The organism is Pseudomonas sp. PDM32, assembly GCF_019219225.1.
In the GTDB taxonomy this organism is placed as follows: domain Bacteria; phylum Pseudomonadota; class Gammaproteobacteria; order Pseudomonadales; family Pseudomonadaceae; genus Aquipseudomonas; species Aquipseudomonas laurylsulfatiphila.
In genome coordinates, this window is record NZ_JAHUWE010000020.1 from 32,890 (window position 1) to 52,431 (window position 19,542).

At 57.8% G+C, this 19,542-nt stretch carries 8 protein-coding genes; all 8 read left to right on the forward strand.

Going from position 1 to position 19,542, the window contains the following annotated elements:
* The first annotated feature begins 95 nt into the window (after positions 1-95).
* Positions 96-1,142, forward strand: a complete 1,047-nt coding sequence (locus KW846_RS28655; RefSeq protein WP_218486317.1) for a fimbrial protein — start codon at positions 96-98, stop codon at positions 1,140-1,142.
* A gap of 61 nt (positions 1,143-1,203) precedes the next feature.
* Positions 1,204-1,572: a hypothetical protein gene (locus KW846_RS28660; protein ID WP_218486318.1), complete on the forward strand. Its 369-nt coding sequence runs from the start codon at positions 1,204-1,206 to the stop codon at positions 1,570-1,572.
* A gap of 160 nt (positions 1,573-1,732) precedes the next feature.
* A complete protein-coding gene (locus KW846_RS28665) occupies positions 1,733-2,818 on the forward strand; it encodes an IS4 family transposase (protein ID WP_218486319.1) in 1,086 nt (361 codons plus the stop codon).
* A gap of 444 nt (positions 2,819-3,262) precedes the next feature.
* Positions 3,263-5,389, forward strand: a complete 2,127-nt coding sequence (locus KW846_RS28670) for a type I secretion system permease/ATPase (RefSeq protein WP_218486320.1) — start codon at positions 3,263-3,265, stop codon at positions 5,387-5,389.
* Positions 5,386-6,774, forward strand: a complete 1,389-nt coding sequence (locus KW846_RS28675) for an HlyD family type I secretion periplasmic adaptor subunit (protein ID WP_218486321.1) — start codon at positions 5,386-5,388, stop codon at positions 6,772-6,774. The genes KW846_RS28670 and KW846_RS28675 overlap by 4 nt, the downstream gene beginning before the upstream one ends.
* 1 nt (position 6,775) lies before the next feature.
* Complete coding sequence (locus KW846_RS28680; RefSeq protein ID WP_218486322.1) at positions 6,776-8,917, forward strand: type I secretion system permease/ATPase; 2,142 nt, start codon at positions 6,776-6,778, stop codon at positions 8,915-8,917.
* A gap of 138 nt (positions 8,918-9,055) precedes the next feature.
* Entirely contained in the window at positions 9,056-17,992 is an 8,937-nt protein-coding gene (locus KW846_RS28685) for a TcdA/TcdB pore-forming domain-containing protein (protein ID WP_256356898.1), read from the forward strand.
* 91 nt (positions 17,993-18,083) lie between these two features.
* The gene (locus KW846_RS28690) at positions 18,084-19,532 is read left to right on the forward strand and encodes a TolC family outer membrane protein (RefSeq protein ID WP_218486324.1); all 1,449 of its coding nucleotides are present in this window, start codon (positions 18,084-18,086) and stop codon (positions 19,530-19,532) included.
* The last annotated feature ends 10 nt before the right edge of the window (positions 19,533-19,542 follow it).

Consider the following 19,542-nt stretch of genomic DNA (forward strand, 5'->3'; position numbering starts at 1 on the left):
TACTGGATGGCAAAAAACAAGTTAATGAGTGAATGCGTAGAGGTAGGTCCATTATGCCAGCCTGCAATCAGAGAGGCATCAATAGGTGCGTTATGATGAAAACATTAAAGATAAAATCGATCAATTCAATAGTGTTTGTTTTTTTGATGCAACTGGCAATTGAAATTAGCGCTCCAAGTTCGGTGTTAGCATGCGGATCTTTCGCACGCGGGCATTCACTTTTTGTTCCGTGGATGACTGTAAGGTCTGGGGTGACAGATAGAGGGTCAATATTAGGTCAATGGTCTAACATAATCGACGTGGGATATAACGGTAGGGCGTGTCCCGCCAATACTGAAGTTTCGAGTAGGGTAAGCTCATCTCGGGCGCCATCGGGATTGATCGTAAATGATGGGGGGGAAAATTACGATGTGTATCCAACCGGTGTTGATAATATTGGATATTACATGCGCTTATCAGGTCCAAACGACATTGGCATTACCTTTGAGGAGGATGTTTTTCGGAACGCGCATGATGCTAATTTTGTCCGCCATCAGGTCAAGTATGTTGCTACGGGGCCGTTAAATCCTGGCATTTATACGCTTCCCGGACGGCACGTTGTAAATTCGCAATGGCGCGTAACTTCCAATGGTGCAGAAGTATTCTCTATAAATCGCAACGCAACCTATAGCGCAACCAGGGTGACCGTCACCGGTGCAACCTGTGCGGTACGCGCTGCCGATCGTAATCAGCAGGTAGTGCTACCCACTGTTTCCAGGAGCAGTTTGCAAAGCGTAGGTTCCACCGCCGCCTCACAAGGTTTTACGATTGGTGTTAGCTGCCCTCCGGGCGTCGCCCTGCATGCAACTATGACCGATGCTAACTTCCCAGATAATAGGGGCAATTTTTTGAGGCTTGCAGGAGATTCAACGGCCGCAGGCGTGGGCCTTCAAATTAGAGTATCAGACAGGGCGGACGTGGTGTCATACGGACCTGACTCGCGAATTGCACGCACCCAAAACCAATGGTTTGTGGGCGGTAATGCCACTTCGCTTGCGACCGTGCATATAATTCCTTTTACAGTGAGATATGTGCGAACAGGAGAAACCCTGCTGCCTGGAACGGTTCGTGCGCGTTCGACAATAACATTCTCGTATCAATAACTACGAGCTAAACTTTCAGCGCGCCAGGATTCACCGTGCCCGAAAACCAGGAATTGAACACATGGAAGCAATGGTCGCTAGAAGAACGGGTAAAACTTTATTTGTCTACACTTTATTGCTGGTCGCTGGTTGCTCACATCATTCGGATATAGAACTTGATCGCAATCATGCCGACGGTGTTACGGCCAAAGGCACTCAAGCTTACATTGCCTGCATAAAACACGAGCTAACCAGCGGCACAAAAACGTTTACCGTGGAGAACAGCGGTAGCATCAACCTGTTTATTGGCAGTATCGACCCCACTACGGCAGCAGGGCTTGTCGAACTTTCTCGCGTCAACGGCCAAACCACCTACAGCGTTAACCAGAGGCATGCGTGGGTTGACAAAGGCAGGTTGATCAATGCGGCACAAGAATGTTCGAAGGACTGAAATATGCGGCAGGTGGCGTTTCATGGTAGGCATGAGTGTTGCCTTAATGACCATCTCTTTCAAGGTCTTAGGTAAAATCCTCTGAAATTTCAGTCAGGGGTACCCGAAAGATGTGGGCCGATGTTTTAGCTCGATTCGAAAAAAAGCACCTGCCAGCGTCATGGTCAAATTGGCGCTGGAGCAGGCTATTGCCCCTGAATGGGTCGATCAGGTCTTCGAAGAACATCGGCAACGGCATTATTCTCGTGAGCTACTGTTCTCGACCATCATCAAGTTGATGTCCCTTGTTCCATTGGGCTTGAAGCCATCCCTGCACGCCGCCGTACGGCAACTGGAAGATCTTCCCGTCAGCTTGGCAGCCCTTTACGACAAGATCAGTCGTACCGAGCCCGCACTGTTACGCGCCCTTGTCACCGGCTGTGCACAACGCCTGGCTCCAACCATCAAGGAGCTGGGTTGCACGACGATGCTGCCGGGTTGGCAGGTTCGGGTCGTGGACGGTAATCACTTGGCATCCACGGAGAAGCGCCTGGGGGCTTTACGCCACGAGCGCGGCGCCGCTCGTCCCGGTTTTTCGGTGGTGGTCTACGACCCCGACCTGGATCAGGTCATCGACCTTCAGGCGTGTGAGGATGCCTATGCAAGCGAGCGTGTTTGTGTGCTGCCTCTATTGGCCGATGCCGAACCGGGCCAGGTGTGGCTGGCTGATCGACTCTACTGCACGCTGCCGGTCATGCAAGCGTGTGAGCAGGTCCAAACCTCCTTTGTGATTCGTCAGCAAGCCAAGCACCCACGCTTGATTCAAGAGGGTGAGTGGCAAGCGCCCGTCGCTGTGGAAACAGGCACTGTACGTGAGCAGATCATCCAAGTCAGAGGTGGTTACCAATGTCGGCGCGTCGAGCTCTTGCTTCATTCGCCAACGGACTCGGGTGACAACAGCTTGATGTTCTGGAGCAACCTGCCTGAAAGCGTCAGTGCACAGCAGATCGCGCAGCTCTATCGCCGTCGCTGGAGCATTGAAGGCATGCAGATTGCGCTGCCCTCGGAATATCTTCCGGTCATCCCTCTGGAAAAGCTGGCCCAACGTTTGTTGGAACTGGCCAAAAACATCCAACCAAAACAAGTTGCGAAAAGTCCCCGCGGCCCCAAGGTGCCCAAGCCCAAGACATGGGTCCAAGGCAGCGCGGTGCATACGCATGTTTCAACAGACCGGGTAATCAAGGCTGCCAAAACGAAAAGACCTTGAAAGAGATGGCCTTAATGACGCATTAAGATGATAAAAGGCAAAAAAGCCCCCGGTGGCGTAATGCTGCTTACTTAAGTTAAACGTGGCGCCTGTTGGGGCTACAAAGCGGTCACGAAATCTTAAGTCGCAGCATTACCCCAGCAGCGGGGGCAAAGTTTTCGATGCGGAGCAACCCGTTCAGTTTCACTCAGGGCAGTGTTTGTGCCTGCAAGAAATTTCTTAAGTTGCACAAATACGTTCGAATGGGCTTAGATGCCCTATGCAATATCTCAAGTGAACTATTAAGTTTTAATTAAAACCTTTCAATCCAGACTGTGATTATCAATTCACAGTTATCGATGCAGAATTCAACCGTGTCTCCATGTTCCCTTGATCATGCAAAGAGCGGTTTATGCCAGCGAATTCTGCAACATTCTACTCCCGCGTTTTATCGCGAGCTCCGGTATGACGACGCGAGCGCTTCCTCTTTCTGCTACAGCGACCGAAGTCCATGCAGCGCTTGCCAGTTGCCGACTGCTGTTGCAAGTGTGCCAGGGGCGGGTGCCGGAACCTGAACAGGAAATGACTGGCACTGACGTACGCCGTGCGGTCAAGCACTACGGTCAGTGCGCCGGAGTCAGTCTGCGCCTCGAGCGTTTGTCGTTGCGCAAGCTGACGCCGAAGGTATTACCTTTGGTCTGGCGCACCCAGGCGGGCGACTTCTTGCTACTCGCACGCCTGTCTGATACCCAGGCATTGATTCAGTCGCCTTCGACCAGCACGCCCGATGTGATCGAGCGTGCGCAATTGGCCGAGCAGTGGAGCGGGGAGGTGATCCGTCTTCGTCAGGGAGGCCTGCGTTTCGATCTGTCCTGGTTTGCTCCAGAGCTGCTACGTCACCGTCGGGTATTGACTGAGGTGGTGCTGTGTTCGTTGCTATTGCAGATACTGGCCCTGGCGACACCGTTGTTTTTCCAGGCAGTGATGGACAAGGTCATGGTGCACCGGGCCCTGGCGACCCTGGATGTTCTGGTCGTGACGCTGGTCGTGGTGGGGATCTTCGAGGTTTTGCTCAAAGGCTTGCGCGAATACCTTTCGGCGCATACCGCCAATCGCATCGACATTGGTCTTAGCATCAAACTGTTCCGTCATCTGCTGGGGTTGCCGCTGCTGTATTTCAAGCAGCGCCAGGTGGGCGCGATCATTACCCGGGTTCAGGAGCTGGATAGCATTCGTGAGTTCCTCACGGGCTCACTGCTGACGTTGTGCATCGATGTCGTCTTCACCCTGGTGTTTTTTGCGGTCATGGCCTGGATTTCATGGCCCTTGACTCTGTTGGTGATGGCCACGCTTCCACTGTATGTCCTGCTGGCCTGGATCAGCACCGGACCGCTGGAGAAACGCATCGAGCGTCAGTTTCAGAGTGCTGCCCGCAACACTGCTTTTCTCAACGAAACCGTGAGCAGTGCCGAGACCATCAAGAGCCTGGCGGTAGAGCCGCAGATGCAGCGGCGCTGGGAGTCCCAGACCGCCGAGATGGTCGAGGCCGGTTTCGCCAGCCAGACCTTGGGCAGCTCAATCAGCCAGGCGGTGAGCCTGCTGCAGAAGTGCACTGCGGTAGGGGTGATTTGCTGGGGCGCAAGCAAAGTTATTGGCCTGGAGATGAGCATTGGCCAGTTGATTGCTTTCAATATGATGCTGTCTCACGTCAGTCAACCGCTGGCCAAGTTGATCGAGGTCTGGCAGCAATTTGTCCAGGTGCGGGTATCGGTGGACAAACTGGGCGATATGCTCAATCTGCCAGTCGAGCAGATGCTCGGCCAGCAGCGCCCGCTACAACCGTTACGAGGCGAGGTGCGCATCGAGCAGTTGGTGTTCCGCTATCGTCCCGACCTGGAACCTGTGATCAAGGGGCTGGACCTGCACATCGTCGCGGGCCAGACCCTGGGAGTCGTCGGGCCGTCCGGCTCTGGCAAAAGCACGCTGACCGGCTTGCTGCAAAAACTCTATACGCCTGATGCCGGACGCATCCTGATGGATGGTTTACCCCTGCATCAACTGGAGCCGGCGTGGCTGCGCAGCCAGATTGGTGTGGTGCTGCAGGAAAACTATTTGTTCAACCGCAGCGTGCGACAGAACATTGCCCTGCGTCATCCAACGGCCTCCCTGGAGGCCGTTATCGCCGCAGCCCGCTTGGCGGGTGCCCATGACTTTATCCTGCAACTGCCGTTGGGCTACGACACGGTGCTGGCTGAAGCCGGCAGTTCGCTGTCTGGCGGCCAACGCCAGCGCATCGCCATTGCCCGCGCACTGATGGGCGACCCAAGGATCCTGATTTTTGATGAGGCCACCAGTGCACTGGACGACGAATCCCAAGCATTGATCCAGGGCAACATGGCGCGGATCGCTGAGGGGCGCACGGTGATCATCATCGCTCACCGATTGTCGGCCGTGCGCCAATGCCAACGCATTGTTGCCGTCGAGCAGGGGCGGGTCAGTGAATCGGGCACCCATATTGAGTTACTCGCCAACGGTGGTTGTTATGCACGCCTATGGGCGTTGCAACGTGCGTTACGCAAGGAGCAGGCATGATGCGTTGGTCATTGTTGAGCATTCCCCGGCAGGCTTGGCGCGCGTTGTGCCAGGCGCCTGCCGCACTCAAACGCAGTCGCGACGAGTACGAGTTCCAGCCCGGTTATCTGGAGATTGTCGAGCGACCACCAGCGCCTTGGGCGCGTGGCACGGCGATGGTGTTGATGTTGTCGATCGCACTGGCGCTGGCGTGGGCGATTCTCGGCTTTCTCGACATTCACGCCAGTGCTTCTGGCCGGTTGATAGTGCCTAGCCACACCAAAATCATTCAGGCCCATGATGCGGGTGAGGTCCGTGCAATCCACGTGCGTGACGGGCAACGGGTCAGGGCCGGTGATGTGTTGGTGGCGTTGAACCCGATTGGTGTCGATGCCGAGCTGAGCGAGCTGAGGGCTCAGCTGGCGTTCAAACGCCTGGAGCTGGCCAGGGCCCAGGCGCTGCTGAGCAATGACCCGATTGGCAGCTATCTGCCGCCATCCGATCTGAGCCCGGAGCAATCGCTGCAAGCCCGTGCGCAATTGGCAAGCACCTGGAAAGAAATCAACGCCAACCTGGACAGCCTGAATGCTGAAATGGCCATCAATCAGGCCGGCCAGCGGGCTCGCAGTGTGGAGATTGCCGCCTTGGGCAAGTTGGCTAGCAATGTCCGGCGGCGCCTTGATGCCCGTCGGGCGATGGCGGCCCAGCAACTGATGCCCCAGGTTGAACTATTGGAGCAGGAAAAGGAGCAGTTGGAGGTCGAGCGCGCGCTGGCCCAACAGCATGCCGAACTGCAGGTGCTAAAGGCCGAGGCGCGCAACCGGCAGGATCAGCGCGACAGTTTTCTGGCCAGGACTCAACGCGAGCAGCATGACGTGCGCCATCGCACCCAACAGGACATTGCCATTCTCGAGCAGCAACTGATCCGCGGGCGCGACAAGCAGCGCCTGCAAACGTTGTTGGCACCGGTTGATGGCGTGGTGCAACAACTGGCGGTGCATACCCTGGGCGGTGCGGTACAGCCAGCGCAACAACTGCTGGTGATTGTGCCAGAGGGCGTAGAGCTGGACGCCGAAGTCATGGTGTTGAACAAGGATGTGGGCTTCGTCAGGGCCGGTCAGCCAGTGGAGATCAAGGTTGATGCGTTCCCCTATACCCGTTACGGCACCTTGCGCGGCACCGTTATGCATGTGTCTGGTGATGCCATCAAGGATGAGCAGCAGGGTTTGGTGTTCCCAACGCGCATCCGCCTGGAAAAGGCCGCTATTGCCGTGGACCAGGGCTGGGTGCCTTTCCAGGCAGGGATGACCGTGACCGGCGAGATACGCACGGGAGATCGGCGGGTGATTGACTACCTGTTGAGCCCGATCCAGCAGTACCAGTCCGAAGCCTTGCGGGAGCGTTGATATGAGCACTGCATCTATCCACGCTGGCGACGATACACCGAACACCCTGGATACCGGCCTGGAGGCCCTGGCTTGGGCGGCACGGCGTTTTGACCTGACCATCACGGCGGCGCAGCTGAATCACCGCCTGGGCCGCGTCGAGGGCCTGGCCGACAGTATCGACTTGCGCCGTTGTGCCGGCTGGGCCGGGCTGCGGGCGAGGGCCGTGCGCAGCAACGTCCAGCGCCTGGAACAACTGCCGTTACCCGCCTTGCTGGAGACCGCGCGCGGGTGGGTGGTGCTCAATGCCGTCGAACCAGGGCAGGTCAACCTGTTCTGGCCGCTGGAGGGGCACTGTCAGGCTCTGCCCCGTGAAGAGCTGGCTGAACTGTGGCAGGGCGAGGTGTTGTTGCTGGCTGAACAGCACACCGGATTGAAAGCGCCCGTTTTCGGCGTGGCCTGGTTTTGGCCATCGATCCTCAAACATGCACGGCAGTTTCGTAGCGTGTTACTGGTCTCGCTGATGCTGCAGTTGGTGGCCCTGGTCACGCCGCTGCTGTTTGAGAACATCATCGACCGGGTGCTGGTCAGCCGGGGTATGTCCAGCCTGCAAGTATTGGGCATTGCCCTGCTGGCGTTGGCGCTGTTCGAACCGCTGTTTGGCCTCCTGCGCTCCTGGCTGTTTTCCAACTTGGCCAGCAAGATCAACGCTGAATTGTGCGCGCGCTTGTACCGGCATCTGGTGCAGCTACCGCTGAGCTACTTCCAGCGTCGTCAAACGGGCGAGATCATCGCCCGGGTCGGTGAGATGCAGCAGATTCGCCAGTTTCTCACCGGTTCGGCGCTAACTCTGGTACTGGATCTGGCCTTCTGTAGCCTGTTCATCGCGGTGATGTACAGCTATGCACCACTCTTGACATGGGTGGTGGTCGGCTCCCTGGTCCTGTACTTCCTGTTTTGGCTGTGCGTGGGCCCCTTGTTGCGCAGCCGGGCGTTGCGCGAGTACGAACTGAGTGCGGCAAACACCGCCTTTCTCACCGAGACTGTGACGGGCATCGAAACCATCAAGACCGGCGCCACCGAAGGCGGTTTCCAGCAGCAGTGGCAACGTCAGTTGGCGGCTTATGTGAGGGCGGCGTTTCACACGCGTATCGTCGGTATCTGGGCCGGTCAGGGTATTGGCCTGATTCAGAAGCTGACCGCCGCGCTGCTGCTGTGGTGGGGCGTGATGCTGGTTATGGATGGGCAGTTGACGCCCGGCCAACTGGTGGCTTTCAACATGCTGGCCGGCCATGTGGTGGAGCCGATTCTGCGCCTGGCCCAGGTCTGGCAGGATTTCCAGCACACCCTGATCTCGTTGCGCCGGCTGGGCGATATTCTCGACACCGAGTGTGAAAGCGGTAGCGGCGGTCTGGCCTCAGTGCCGGCGCTGCAGGGCGCGGTGAGTTTCCAGGGCGTGCGTTTCCGCTATGACGAAGATGGCCAGGAAATCCTGCGCAACCTCAACCTGGACGTACAACCAGGGGAATTCATCGGTATTACCGGGCCTTCCGGCTCGGGCAAGTCGACCCTGACCCGACTACTGCAACGCCTTTATGTACCGCAGCACGGGCGGGTGTTGGTGGACGGCATCGACCTGGCCATTGCCGACCCGGTGGCCCTGCGTCGCAACATGAGCGTGGTGCTGCAGGAAAGCGTGCTGTTCGCTGGCAGCATTGCCGAGAACATTCGCCTGTGCCGACCCCAGGCCAGCGATGCCGACGTACACGAGGCGGCCACCCTCGCCGGTGCTGCGACCTTTATTGAGGCGCTAAGCCAGGGTTACGACACCCAGGTCGGTGAGCGCGGCGGCCAGCTTTCAGGTGGCCAGCGTCAACGCATAGCCCTGGCACGAGCGCTGTTGACTAACCCTGGAATCCTGTTGCTGGACGAGGCCACCAGTGCCCTGGACTACGAGTCCGAGGCGGCGGTGATGGCCAATCTGCAGCGAATCGCCCAGGGCCGCACGGTCATCAGTGTCGCACATCGCCTCAACACGCTGCGTCATGCCGACCGAATCCTGGTCATCGATCAAGGCCAGGTTCTTGAGCAAGGTAGCCACGAACAGTTGCTCGCGCTGGACGGGTTGTATGCCCGGCAATGGGCCTTGCAGATGAAGGATTGAGTCTCCGACCTACTGGCAGCAGGAGGACGCACGAAGCAGTCATCTTTCCAATCACTGATACCCGTACTGATAGACAGCCTTTCGCGGCGCGAAAGGCTTTACTCAAAAACAGATAAAGGAACACTGCAATTGGTTTTTATGTCCAAGGACTTCACGCGCCTGCTCAACACACTGAGTGATCGGCAAATCCAAACGGCAGGTCGGCAAAGCGAATGGTTCAACATGAGCGCCGCTGAACGGGCTGATTACATCAGCCAGGTAGGTGAGCGTTTACTGGAAATACAGCAGAGCACTCTGAGCGTGTTGGCTGCCCAACATTTTCAGATGCAGGAAAATCCTGTCTCGGTCGATGATCATCTGCAAATACTGCAACTACGACGCCAGCAGATGAATGCATTACCCTCCACGCCGGCAATCAGAGTCTACAAGCGGCAACTTGATCGTGAAATACTGTTGTACAGCCGCCAGCAGACGGCCATTGCGCATTATGACAGTACTTGGAAAAAGGCACTGGCCATACTCAACCCTGGCGGCGCGAAGTCCCTGGATGCGCTGACCTTGAGGAAAAATCTGGGGGGCAAGCAGAACAAGCTGGATATCCGGATCAAGCGTCTTGAGCAGCAACTGAGCACACAGATTGCCAGCTCCACCTTCAGCCAAAGCTATGTAACTTTATTCTCCGAGCTACAGGCTTACAAAGACGTCAGTACTCGATACAGCGCCTTGCTCAAGGCTCCTGCAGAACAGGAAGCTGCGGCGCTTGGCGCACTGATCAAGCCACCTCAGGCCTCCGATGATCTGCCAGTGAGTATTTCACTGTTGATGATGGAGGAGCGTCCTGGCTACATCCGTATGAATGTCGCATTGGTCAATCCCTGCACGGATGGTCGTTTCAAGGATTTCTACCTGGAAAGCGGCAGACTGGTTGTACCCACAGACGGGGTACTCAACTTCTCCTTTGGTACCGCTGCACGCTCCCTGGCCTGGCAGCAGCAATACCGGCTCAAGAACGAGCCTCCTTCCTTTCGCTCGCCGACCCATGCGCCGATTCGCTCGGTGCTGGTAAGAACCGAATTTGTCGAGAAATACTTCGCCAACCATATGGTGTCGGAAAGCAGCTTGCGCGAAGGCTTCAAGGTGCAGTTGCTGAGCAATGGCCGCAAGCTGATGCTGACCAACGTTGACCGCAAGGTACCCAACCAGATTGGCATCCAGGTGTCCGGTCAGGCGTTGACTACCACTACCACCCGCGAGGTTCCGTTGCCGAGCGCCTTGAGCGACCTGATCAATCAATACGCGGATATCAGCAGCTTCCAGACCATTGGTTTGGAGGGGTTTCGTCACAGCAGTTACAACGCGGACCGTGATGGTTTGTTCGTCAATATCCATGAGCTGGAACGCTCGGTAGGTTTTGCGGCCACCCAGTATTTGCTTGAAATGCCCCAAGGCGACCGCTACCTGTCGGCCACTCCCTTTGGGTTGATGAACGTTGATGACGGCAAGGTCAGCAGCAGTCATTTGAGCAAGTCGCAGACCGACGCGCTGTATGCCTATAACAGCGCTTTTTTCGAGAAGCTGGAGCAACTACGTGAAGGTGGTATCAAAGACAGTCGCTTGTTTGAAGGCAGCGGCGAGCGTAAGACATTTGAGCAGCAGTTGCTGCGATTACTCGAACGCAACCACATCACTCCAGCAGGCGTGTTGGCACCGCAGTACACCCGCGACAGTATGCGTGACATAAAGGGCAATAACCTGAACAAGGTACTGTGGGAGCAGGCTTTCGCTGCCGCGGTCTGGCACGGCAGCGACGGTGATCAGGTGTTGTTCAGACTGGCGGCGAACCTGGCCAAGGGCGCAACCGTAGCCAGGATCCTGAAAGGTGGCTACCTGCAAAACGATATTGCCCAGGCCAAATTATTGCTGGAGCCGTTGTACGAGCAATGGCGCATTCGTGCGATCGAGGCTGAACACCAGCGAGTTGACAGTGCCAATGCCGCACAACATCCCAGCAACCCGAGAATCAAGGTCTTCGATTCGGTTGCGGTCGAGCTTTCGCTGGACAGTAAGTTGCTCACCTTGTTGTTGGCCGGCCCCCAAGGCCTCGAGCATACCGATGCGCCCCTGCGCCCGCAGGTTGAGGCAGCGCTGTCGAGCGAAGACGGCCGGAGCCTGCGCAAACAGACCTTGTTCCATGCCCTGCGCCCAGTCGCCGATAGCTTTTCCAAGGTTGCGGTACCCGTCAATCCCCACGCCGCACTAACGCCAGAGAGCGGTGCCGATAAAGTCATCATCAACAATCGGCTGGACCAACCCGACCCGTATCTGATTTTAAATACGAGCCCTGAAGGCCCGTCGAGTGATGATGGTTCGTACCTGATGGAAGACGATAAGTACCGCAGTTACAACCAGTTTCGTCCAGATCCCGGCAATCCAGCCACGCGCTACATGAATGATCTGGACACCCCATTTGTGGGCGGCATTTCCGGGACTACTCAGACTGTCAGCAATGTCTTGCCGGAGTTGTTCGGCGGCGTCCTGAGTGTCAAGCAATATTGGCAATTCCAGATGGCCAATGCGGCCTTCATGATCCGTAACGGCTACCACTCATTCTTTGAGACCTTGTATGTTGCCGCGCGTTATGAACCGCAAGGTCCGGGCAGTATCGGTAAGGACATGCTGCAGATGTTCGATCGTTATCGTATCGAAGGCAGCAAGCAAGCGTTGCAGGGTGAGTTGTATGACGCGGTGATGGCGCGCATCTTGCTCGTCGTTAATGAGGGGCTGTCTGCCACCGAAGAATTTCATCCGCCACGCTTCACCAGTATTGGCCCGATGCCCGCGCTAATGGGGCAGGCAGCGAAGGATTTGTGGCTAAAGACGAGGCTAGCGTCGCTCCAGTTCCGCCACGGCAGTGCCGACATTCAGCAATTTGTGGCCGACCCTGTCGAGTTTGTCAAAACCCACACCCTCAGTGCCGAGGTGTTGGTCAAAATGGGACCCTTGCCGACCCGAGGCAATGTACAGTTGGTGAAGGTCGCGCCGAACCAGTATGAGCTTGAATACACCGAGTACAACGCCAAAGAGTTCGCCAGCAGCAGCGTCGACAGCGTGCCAGCGTATTTTCTCGGCTACAACGGACCGGGTCAGGCCAATGCGATGCCGGCCTACGTCGACATTCCCAAACACGCGGCAGCAGCCAGTTTCCTTTTTACCGGGACCTTGTCAGGCGGTTCGTTGGTGGTGACCAGCCTGGACGCCGACACCTACAGGGTTTATCACGACAGCCGGGTCAACAGTTCGTTGCTGTACGACAACGTGGTGATGGCGATCGACTACAAGGATTATAAGGTTGCTGGCACCTCCGAGAGTTTGGCCGCGGCATATATGCAATACCGTGATGGTCAGTGGCAGCTGGTGCTGCAGAGCCAGGAGTATCAGCGCCAAGGCCAGATGGTCTGGCCGCAGTTGCGCGAAGGTGCGCAGCCTTTGATGATTCGGATCGCCGACAAAGTGGGAGTGCGTAATCAAGCTGAATTCGCCGCTTACCGTGAGCAAGTTCACCAGAACCTGAAAAAAATCGCGAAGCAGTTCGGGGTATCGGTCGACGGGGTGGCTGACGGTATCTACACGGAAGGTGCCTTTTCTCCCGAGCATCCGGCAATCACTGCCTGGAACGGGCTGCGTGAAGCGGTCCAGGCCAAGGTCCACGCTGATATCGAACAGCTGACCGTCAAGCGCAACCAGCTTCAGCAAGACCTGTACAGTGCGCCAGACAAGCGTCTGATCGACCAGCAAATTAAGCAGCTCAACCTCACGCTGGACTATTACAGTGCGCAGTTCGAACCCGTATTGCGTGAAGCCCTCTCAGTCGAAAAGACCTGGCTCTGGCAGCAGATCAAGGCCAAGTACGGTACCGCTGCAGTAGTGCGCACCGACGATATGACCCTCCAGGCCGGGGGGGGGGAAGGTACGGGTAATGTGGGCGAGTCCTACGCTAATGCCGAGGCTTTTCAGCGTGGTACTTCGTTCACCGATGGCTTGCGCAATTTTCGCCAGATCAGTATTCCCGGGCTGGACACTAGAATGTCAAGCGTGGAGATGAAGTGTCTGTTTCTCGACGGCAAGCTCACCCCGCAACAGCGTGGTGCCCTGAGTGCTCGCATCACCGAAGCGAGTCAGGCTGAGTACCTTGATAACGTTCTGCGTCGGACCGCTGAATTCAGCGAAGACTTTCATCGAGCGGGGAGTGTGTTTGACCGGCTGGTGCCGCAGGAGTTTTACCTGACGCTGGCCAGCGACCGATTTGGTGGTCGCTGCTACCCCTTGGTCAGGGCGATGGCCGTGGCCTTGGCCAGCGGCGGCGAAGTCGCTGTCGACAGTTTGGTAAATAAGCTGTTTTTGGCCTGTGCCGATCCTGAGTCTGGCAGCGCGACGTTGCTCAAGAACAGCCTGGTCAGGTTGCGCCCCAATGATGAAGCTGTCCAGGCCTCTAGTGCACTGGGACAGTTCAAGTTGTCCGAGGTGGTGTCGCGGCTGGCCGCCAGCATCGGCACCTCGATGTTTGCCCTCAATACCCAGAACCATTCGATGATGGTGGGGGCCACAGTGACTACCGAAGGCCGGCGCTATTACTTCTACGACCCGAACGTGGGGGTTTTTGCCTTCGACACCACCCAGGCCTTGTCCGAGGCTATGAAGCAACACCTGGTGGGGCGAAAAATGGCGGCACACTATGGCTCGTTTGGCAGCAAATCGGAGCCGGCCTTCAACCTGATCGAGATCGATACCGGCAAAATGGCCAAGGTGTCAGTGGGCAGTGGACTGAATGTCGCTGATTTGTCCCGTCCTGAGGAGCTGGCGGACGTCATCGGTCAACGGCACCAGGTTGAAAAGGCAGTGGACGCCCAGCAGCGCTTCAGCGACGACCTGCGTCTAGGGGCCGCGTTGGCAACCTTTGATGCTGAACAGTGGGGTACGCGCTTCGACGATGCCTGTACTCGACTGGCTCTGGAGCACCAGTTGGGCAGTCAGTGGATGCCGATCATCGCCAATACTGAAAAACTGGAAAGTGGCGGCTATCGGGTTCAATTCATAAACCGTGACCAATCCGAGCAAACCCGCTGGTTGGCTACCGAAGATGCCACCTTTATCGAGTTTCGGCGCTTCGTCGACGAAAATCTGCAGGTGCTGAGTCAGCATTTTACCCTCGAACATGGCCAGCTTCGGCCTAAGGGCGAGGTCGGTGAGGCCGCACCGGTGGACGGTTTGAACGCAGGCTTTGCGGTGCAGGCGCTGATCCAGTGGTTTGCCGATAGGAGCCGCAAAAACGCTGCGAGCGGTGGGGCGGCGCCTGATCTTGCTACTGCGCTCAAAGTGCACAGCTACATCAACTTTATCCAGATGGGGCACGGCACCATTCAGGACGTGGCCAAGGTCACCGAGCTGGTCCGCACGGCACTGCGCGGCGAAGCGGTAGCCGCTGAAGCCACTCTCCAGGACTTTGCCACAACGCTGGGGCGCACCGCCAATGAAGGCGCTGGCGTCCTGTTGGGGGCAGCGATGGTTGGCTTTGATGGGTTTGAGCTGGCCCACGCCGAAAACGATATGCAAAAGGCTGTGTTCGGCACTCAGCTCGCCTTCGACTCGGCAAGCTTAGTGACCAGCATTGCGGGACTCAGCGCCGGCCTGATCGGTGCCTCCACCGCCGCAGCCATGCTCGGTGGCTGTGCTGTGGTCCTGGGTGGGCTTGCGGTCGGCTTTACCGCACTGGCACAGGCATATGGTGAGGTGGCTGTGGACGCCCAGGCGGTAGGCCGCTACTTTGATGCGCTCGACAGCGCATACAAAGGTCTCGGTTATCGCTATGACGAGCAGAAACAGGTACTAGTCCCTCTTGCCGGGGCGGTAGTGAAGGCCGTCGACCTGCGCAACGGTCAAATCGAATTCGACAGTCAGTACATCTACCGCACGCATCACGGTGCTACCGGTTCTGGAGCAATCAACTACTTCTTTTGGAGTGGCGACATGCCGGTGATGGTCCGCGATCGCAGTCAGGCGGTCGAGGTGCGCAGTGGCATCGGCTATGGGAGCCACCATCCGCTCGCTCACAGCGATACCAGGGTAGTTATTCTGCCTGGTACACCCAAGTCCTATATCAGTTACGAATACGAGACACTTCCCGGCACCACCAACCGCCATGACGGCGGCTTTGATGTGATTCGTCGGCTTGAGCAAGACAGACGCTTTGACTACGACTTCTACCTCTTTCCGGGCGAGTACACGATCCGCAAGATTCATCAAGAGTACGTCGATACGCCGGTCGAAGTGCTGCTCGATCAGCGTAACCGGCAACTGGTAGTACCCGAGCTGCCCAATGAGCTGCACAGCTTCCTGCGCTACGAGATCAAGGGCACAGGGGGCGAATACGTAATCGGTTTGAATGAAGGCGTGCGGGTCAAGCTCACCAGCGAAACAGGCAGCATGCCCTCGCGCTGGATCATCGATAGCAGCCAGCTTGCCAGTGATAGCATCAGCGTGTCGAACCAACAGTTGGTGGTCGGTGGTGTTGTGGTCGAACTCGACCCGGCACAGAACGGTCGCATACTGGTGGTCAATGCCAAGAAAGAGGTGCGGGAAGTCGATTTCACCGGCATGACGACCCGGGTGCTGGTGGAGGACGCCAGTAAATGGCAGGTGTCAGGTCATCGTATCGAGCAGCACTTGCGCGACTTGGCCAAGGCTCATCAGCTGCAAGGTCAGTACGTTGTGGTGGAGAATTACAGCCACGAGGGACGAAATGTCGGCCGGGCGTTCTATGACGTCGCCAAGGATCGCATGCTGTTCACCAACAGTGATATTGAGCAGGCCAGGCATGCTCAGTTGGGGGCCGTTAGTGGCGACTATGCTTATTTTTTTGACGCCGAGAACGCCGCGGCGTGGCGGGTGGACATCGCCAGTGGCAGGATCGATGCGCAGTTCGATCCATGGTTCAACCAGAGCGCGGGCAACATCAGCCGGTTATGGCAAGAGGGGGATGCGGTCTACCTGACGCGCCGCCATTTGCTCAAAGATGGCAGTGAGGCCGAGCTGAGCTACCGGATCCAGAGCGACCGCATGGAGCTGGTCAGCGCGGTGGGTGATGAGGCGCTATTACAGCTCTCGGCGGCCACTGGCCAATATGGCGACGCGGTAAAAACCATGCTCAATGGCTACGCGAGCAATGGCGTGCAGCGCGGCACCCCAGTGTATGGGTTGGGCGCGCGATTGATCGAGCCAACCCCTGCGGCGTTGTTGACGGTATTTGGCACCGATGCGGTTGGCGTAGCACACCGCTATTGGATACGAACCAGCGATGGCGCCGTGATCAAACCGAATCTGGCGCCACCCGGGGACACAACCCTGCGTTTCGAAGCGCACGAAACAAGTCGTAGCGCCTGGCCTGTTCCCGCCGATCTGGTGTTGGCGGGCAGCATGCCTGGTCTCGATGGCAAGGAGGTGTTCTTTTTCTACAGCAAGGCGCAGAAGGTCCTGTTCCGCCAGGAGGGGCCAGGGCAGGCGGTGCTCGACTCCACCCGCCCGACAGCATTGCGGGTGACAACCCCAGCGCTGGCGAATGTAATCGACTTGAACGGAGTTCTGGTCCTCCTGACCGAGGATGGCCGCCTGGCCAGGGTCGATGCCAAGGGTCAGCGCAGCTACGAAGCTGTCAACGAACATTGGCTTAAAGGGCGTATAACCTGGTGGCAAGACCTGGCCAGTGTCGCTGGCCGCAGTGCAACCCTGGCCGTGTTTGGCGTCAAGGGCAGTGACGCCAAGAGCGTGTTGCCCGTGTGGTACCACAACGGGCAGGTGGTGGTGGCATCCGCCCCGCTGCAAGGCAAGCCCTTGCAGTTTCTGGGGTTTGAAGCGGACGGCAGCGCTGCGCGGATTTTCGATCCGGCAAGTGGCAAGCTCTATCGCCAACCTCCTTTGACCCCCGCAGCGCTTGCTGGTGTGTTTGGCACTGACGAGGTACTCGAGGTGTCGGCGCAACTGCCCGCCGCCAGTGAGCTGGTGCCGAATCTGCATCTCAAGGCGGCAGAGCTCAATGACGCGGGATTACGCCTGACCACCGTCAAAGGCGAGATTTTGCTGCGGAACAACAAGGGTGAATTGCAGCTGGTGGCGGTCGACAACGGCTGGCAGCAAGATAACCGTGATCGTTTGCCCCAGGCACTCAGCGAGCTCGCCAGTCAGTGGCGGGCTACGGGTGTGCTGACTTTGCAGGGGCAAGACGGGCAAGGGTGGTTCGACGTCAGCAGTGGACAATTGTTCTCTGGCAAAGGTCTCCCGGTTGCGGAAGATTTGCGTTTCGTCGGAACCGCTGTTGGGCAGAGAGCAGCCTATGTATACAGCCAGACAGACCAGGGGTTGTACCATGTCTGGGCGGGTAATCCGAAGAGGCTCGGCCATTACACCTCTGTCGAGCGCGTTGGTTCGTCGTTGTTGCTGCGGGGCGACGGCCTGCGTGGTAGCCAGGATGATCTGCAGCCGCCACTGATTGACGGTGTCGACAGTGTCGTGCTGCATGGGGGGGCCAACGGCGATACCTACCGCCTCAGCCCGGAAATGTGGTCGCACTACCGCACAGTCGTCATTGATAACGATGACCCGGACCAGGCCCTGGACCGATTGATCATACCGGCAACCGATGGGGAAAAGCTCCTCGTCAGCCGCCATGATGACGATCTGATGCTGACTGACTGGGCGGGAGGCACTACCTTGGTCGTACGCAAGGTATTTGGCAGCCAGGCGGCGACGCACCGGCACTTGCAAATCGAGCTGAAAGGTTCCGGGGCGGTGATCAGTATTGATCATCTGGTCGCGGGCTTTACCCGTGTAGGGGCCGATACAAATGCCCTGTTCGAGCTGGCCTGGGCCAACCAGCAGCCGGAGTCAGTAGAGAGCGCAACCAGTCCCAGCCTGACCAAGTTAAGCGGCGCAATGGCCGCGTTCGCCGACACCGGCGGTGCCCGCGAATATTTGCTGCAAAACCGCCAGGCCGCACATGGGGCACTGGTGCCTTCGATGTCTTGAGGTAACACGAGAAACAGCAGGAGGGGCGCAACGCGCCTCCTGCCTCCCACCTTCAGCTTGAATCATTCCTCTTGTAGAAGTTACCCAGTCCATGCTCAAAAAAACTATTTCGCGACAGCGGGCGCCTATTGCCTGGTTGCTCGCCCTCCTGCTGCAGACTGAACCGGCGGCCAGCGCACCTCGGGACTTTCCACCTGCGGCCACTCCCAGCGATCTCTGGCGGGTGTACCAAGATGCTCGACAGAACAATTCCGAGCTGGCAGCGGCCCGCGCTGACCAGGCAGCACGGGCTGAGGCCGTGCCTCAAGCCCGTGCCGGCTTGTTGCCCACGCTGTCGGCCAGTGCCGAGCTCAACGACCGAACAACGACCTTGCAACAACCGCAGCAGGACATCGGGCGTAGTGGCAGCAGCTACCAGTTGCTACTTAACCAGCCCGTATTGCGCGTCGATCGCTGGTTCAACCTCAAGGCTGCCGAGTCCCAACACCAGCAGGCGCTGCTGGAATTGGAGATAGCCGAACAGAAACTGATACTCGACAGCGCCCAGGTGTATTTCGGCCTGCTTAAAGCCCAGGACGGACTCGCTGCCGGCAAGGCCGAGGAAGCCGCCCTCAAGCGTCAGCTGGACCTGGCAGAGAAGGGCTTGCAACTGGGCTTGGCTGACCGTACCGATGTGCTGCAGGCTCAGGCCAGTCATGACAGTGCCCGGGCCAATCGCATTGTTGCACAGCAGGACGTGGACAATGCGTTTGAAGCCCTCGATACCTTGACACATCAGCAGTACACCGCAGTCCAGGGGGTGCGGCATGACATGCCAATCCAGTTACCCGTGCCCAATGAAGCTCGGCGCTGGGTTGATAGCGCTATGCAGCAGAACATTTCGCTACGGGTCAGCGAACAGGCCTTGCAGGTGGCGCAGCAAACGCTGAACGCACGCAAGGCTGGGCATGCGCCGACCCTGGATGCAGTGATGCGCTACCAGATTGGCGACAACGACAACCTCGGCTTTGGCAACAGCGGGGTTCAGGGCGGTGGCTATGGCGGCAACGCTGAACAGCGCTCGGTGGGTCTGCAATTCGACATTCCGTTATTCAACGGCGGGCAGACCAGCTCGCAGGTTCGCGAAGCCTATCAACGCATGAGTCAACGCGAGTCGCTTAACGACAACCTGCGGCGCCAAGTGGTGGAGAACACCCGCAATCTGCATCGTAGTCTCAACAGCAGCGTCGAGAAGATCCAGGCGCGACGCCAGTCGATCATCTCCAACCAGGGCGCGGTGCTGGCGTCGCAGCTGGGGTTCCAGATCGGCACACGTAATATCGTTGACGTGCTCGAGGCGCAGCGACAGCTCTACAACGCGGTTCGCGAGTACAATAACAGCCGTTACGACTACATTCTCGATACCCTGCGCCTCCATCAGTCGGTAGGCACCTTGTCGCCGCAAGCCCTGCGGGCTCTTTGTGATTTCCTCAAGCCGAACTACGACCCCGATCGCGATTTCCTGCCTCCGGAGTTTCCGCGTCAGCTGGCCACACGCTAGCGACTTCAGT

Coding starts and splice junctions, on each gene's coding strand:
- KW846_RS28655 (WP_218486317.1), top strand. CDS start 96: ATGAAAACATTAAAGATAAAATCGATCAATTCAATAGTGTTTGTTTTT.
- KW846_RS28660 (WP_218486318.1), top strand. CDS start 1,204: ATGGAAGCAATGGTCGCTAGAAGAACGGGTAAAACTTTATTTGTCTAC.
- KW846_RS28665 (WP_218486319.1), top strand. CDS start 1,733: ATGGTCAAATTGGCGCTGGAGCAGGCTATTGCCCCTGAATGGGTCGAT.
- KW846_RS28670 (WP_218486320.1), top strand. CDS start 3,263: ATGACGACGCGAGCGCTTCCTCTTTCTGCTACAGCGACCGAAGTCCAT.
- KW846_RS28675 (WP_218486321.1), top strand. CDS start 5,386: ATGATGCGTTGGTCATTGTTGAGCATTCCCCGGCAGGCTTGGCGCGCG.
- KW846_RS28680 (WP_218486322.1), top strand. CDS start 6,776: ATGAGCACTGCATCTATCCACGCTGGCGACGATACACCGAACACCCTG.
- KW846_RS28685 (WP_256356898.1), top strand. CDS start 9,056: ATGTCCAAGGACTTCACGCGCCTGCTCAACACACTGAGTGATCGGCAA.
- KW846_RS28690 (WP_218486324.1), top strand. CDS start 18,084: ATGCTCAAAAAAACTATTTCGCGACAGCGGGCGCCTATTGCCTGGTTG.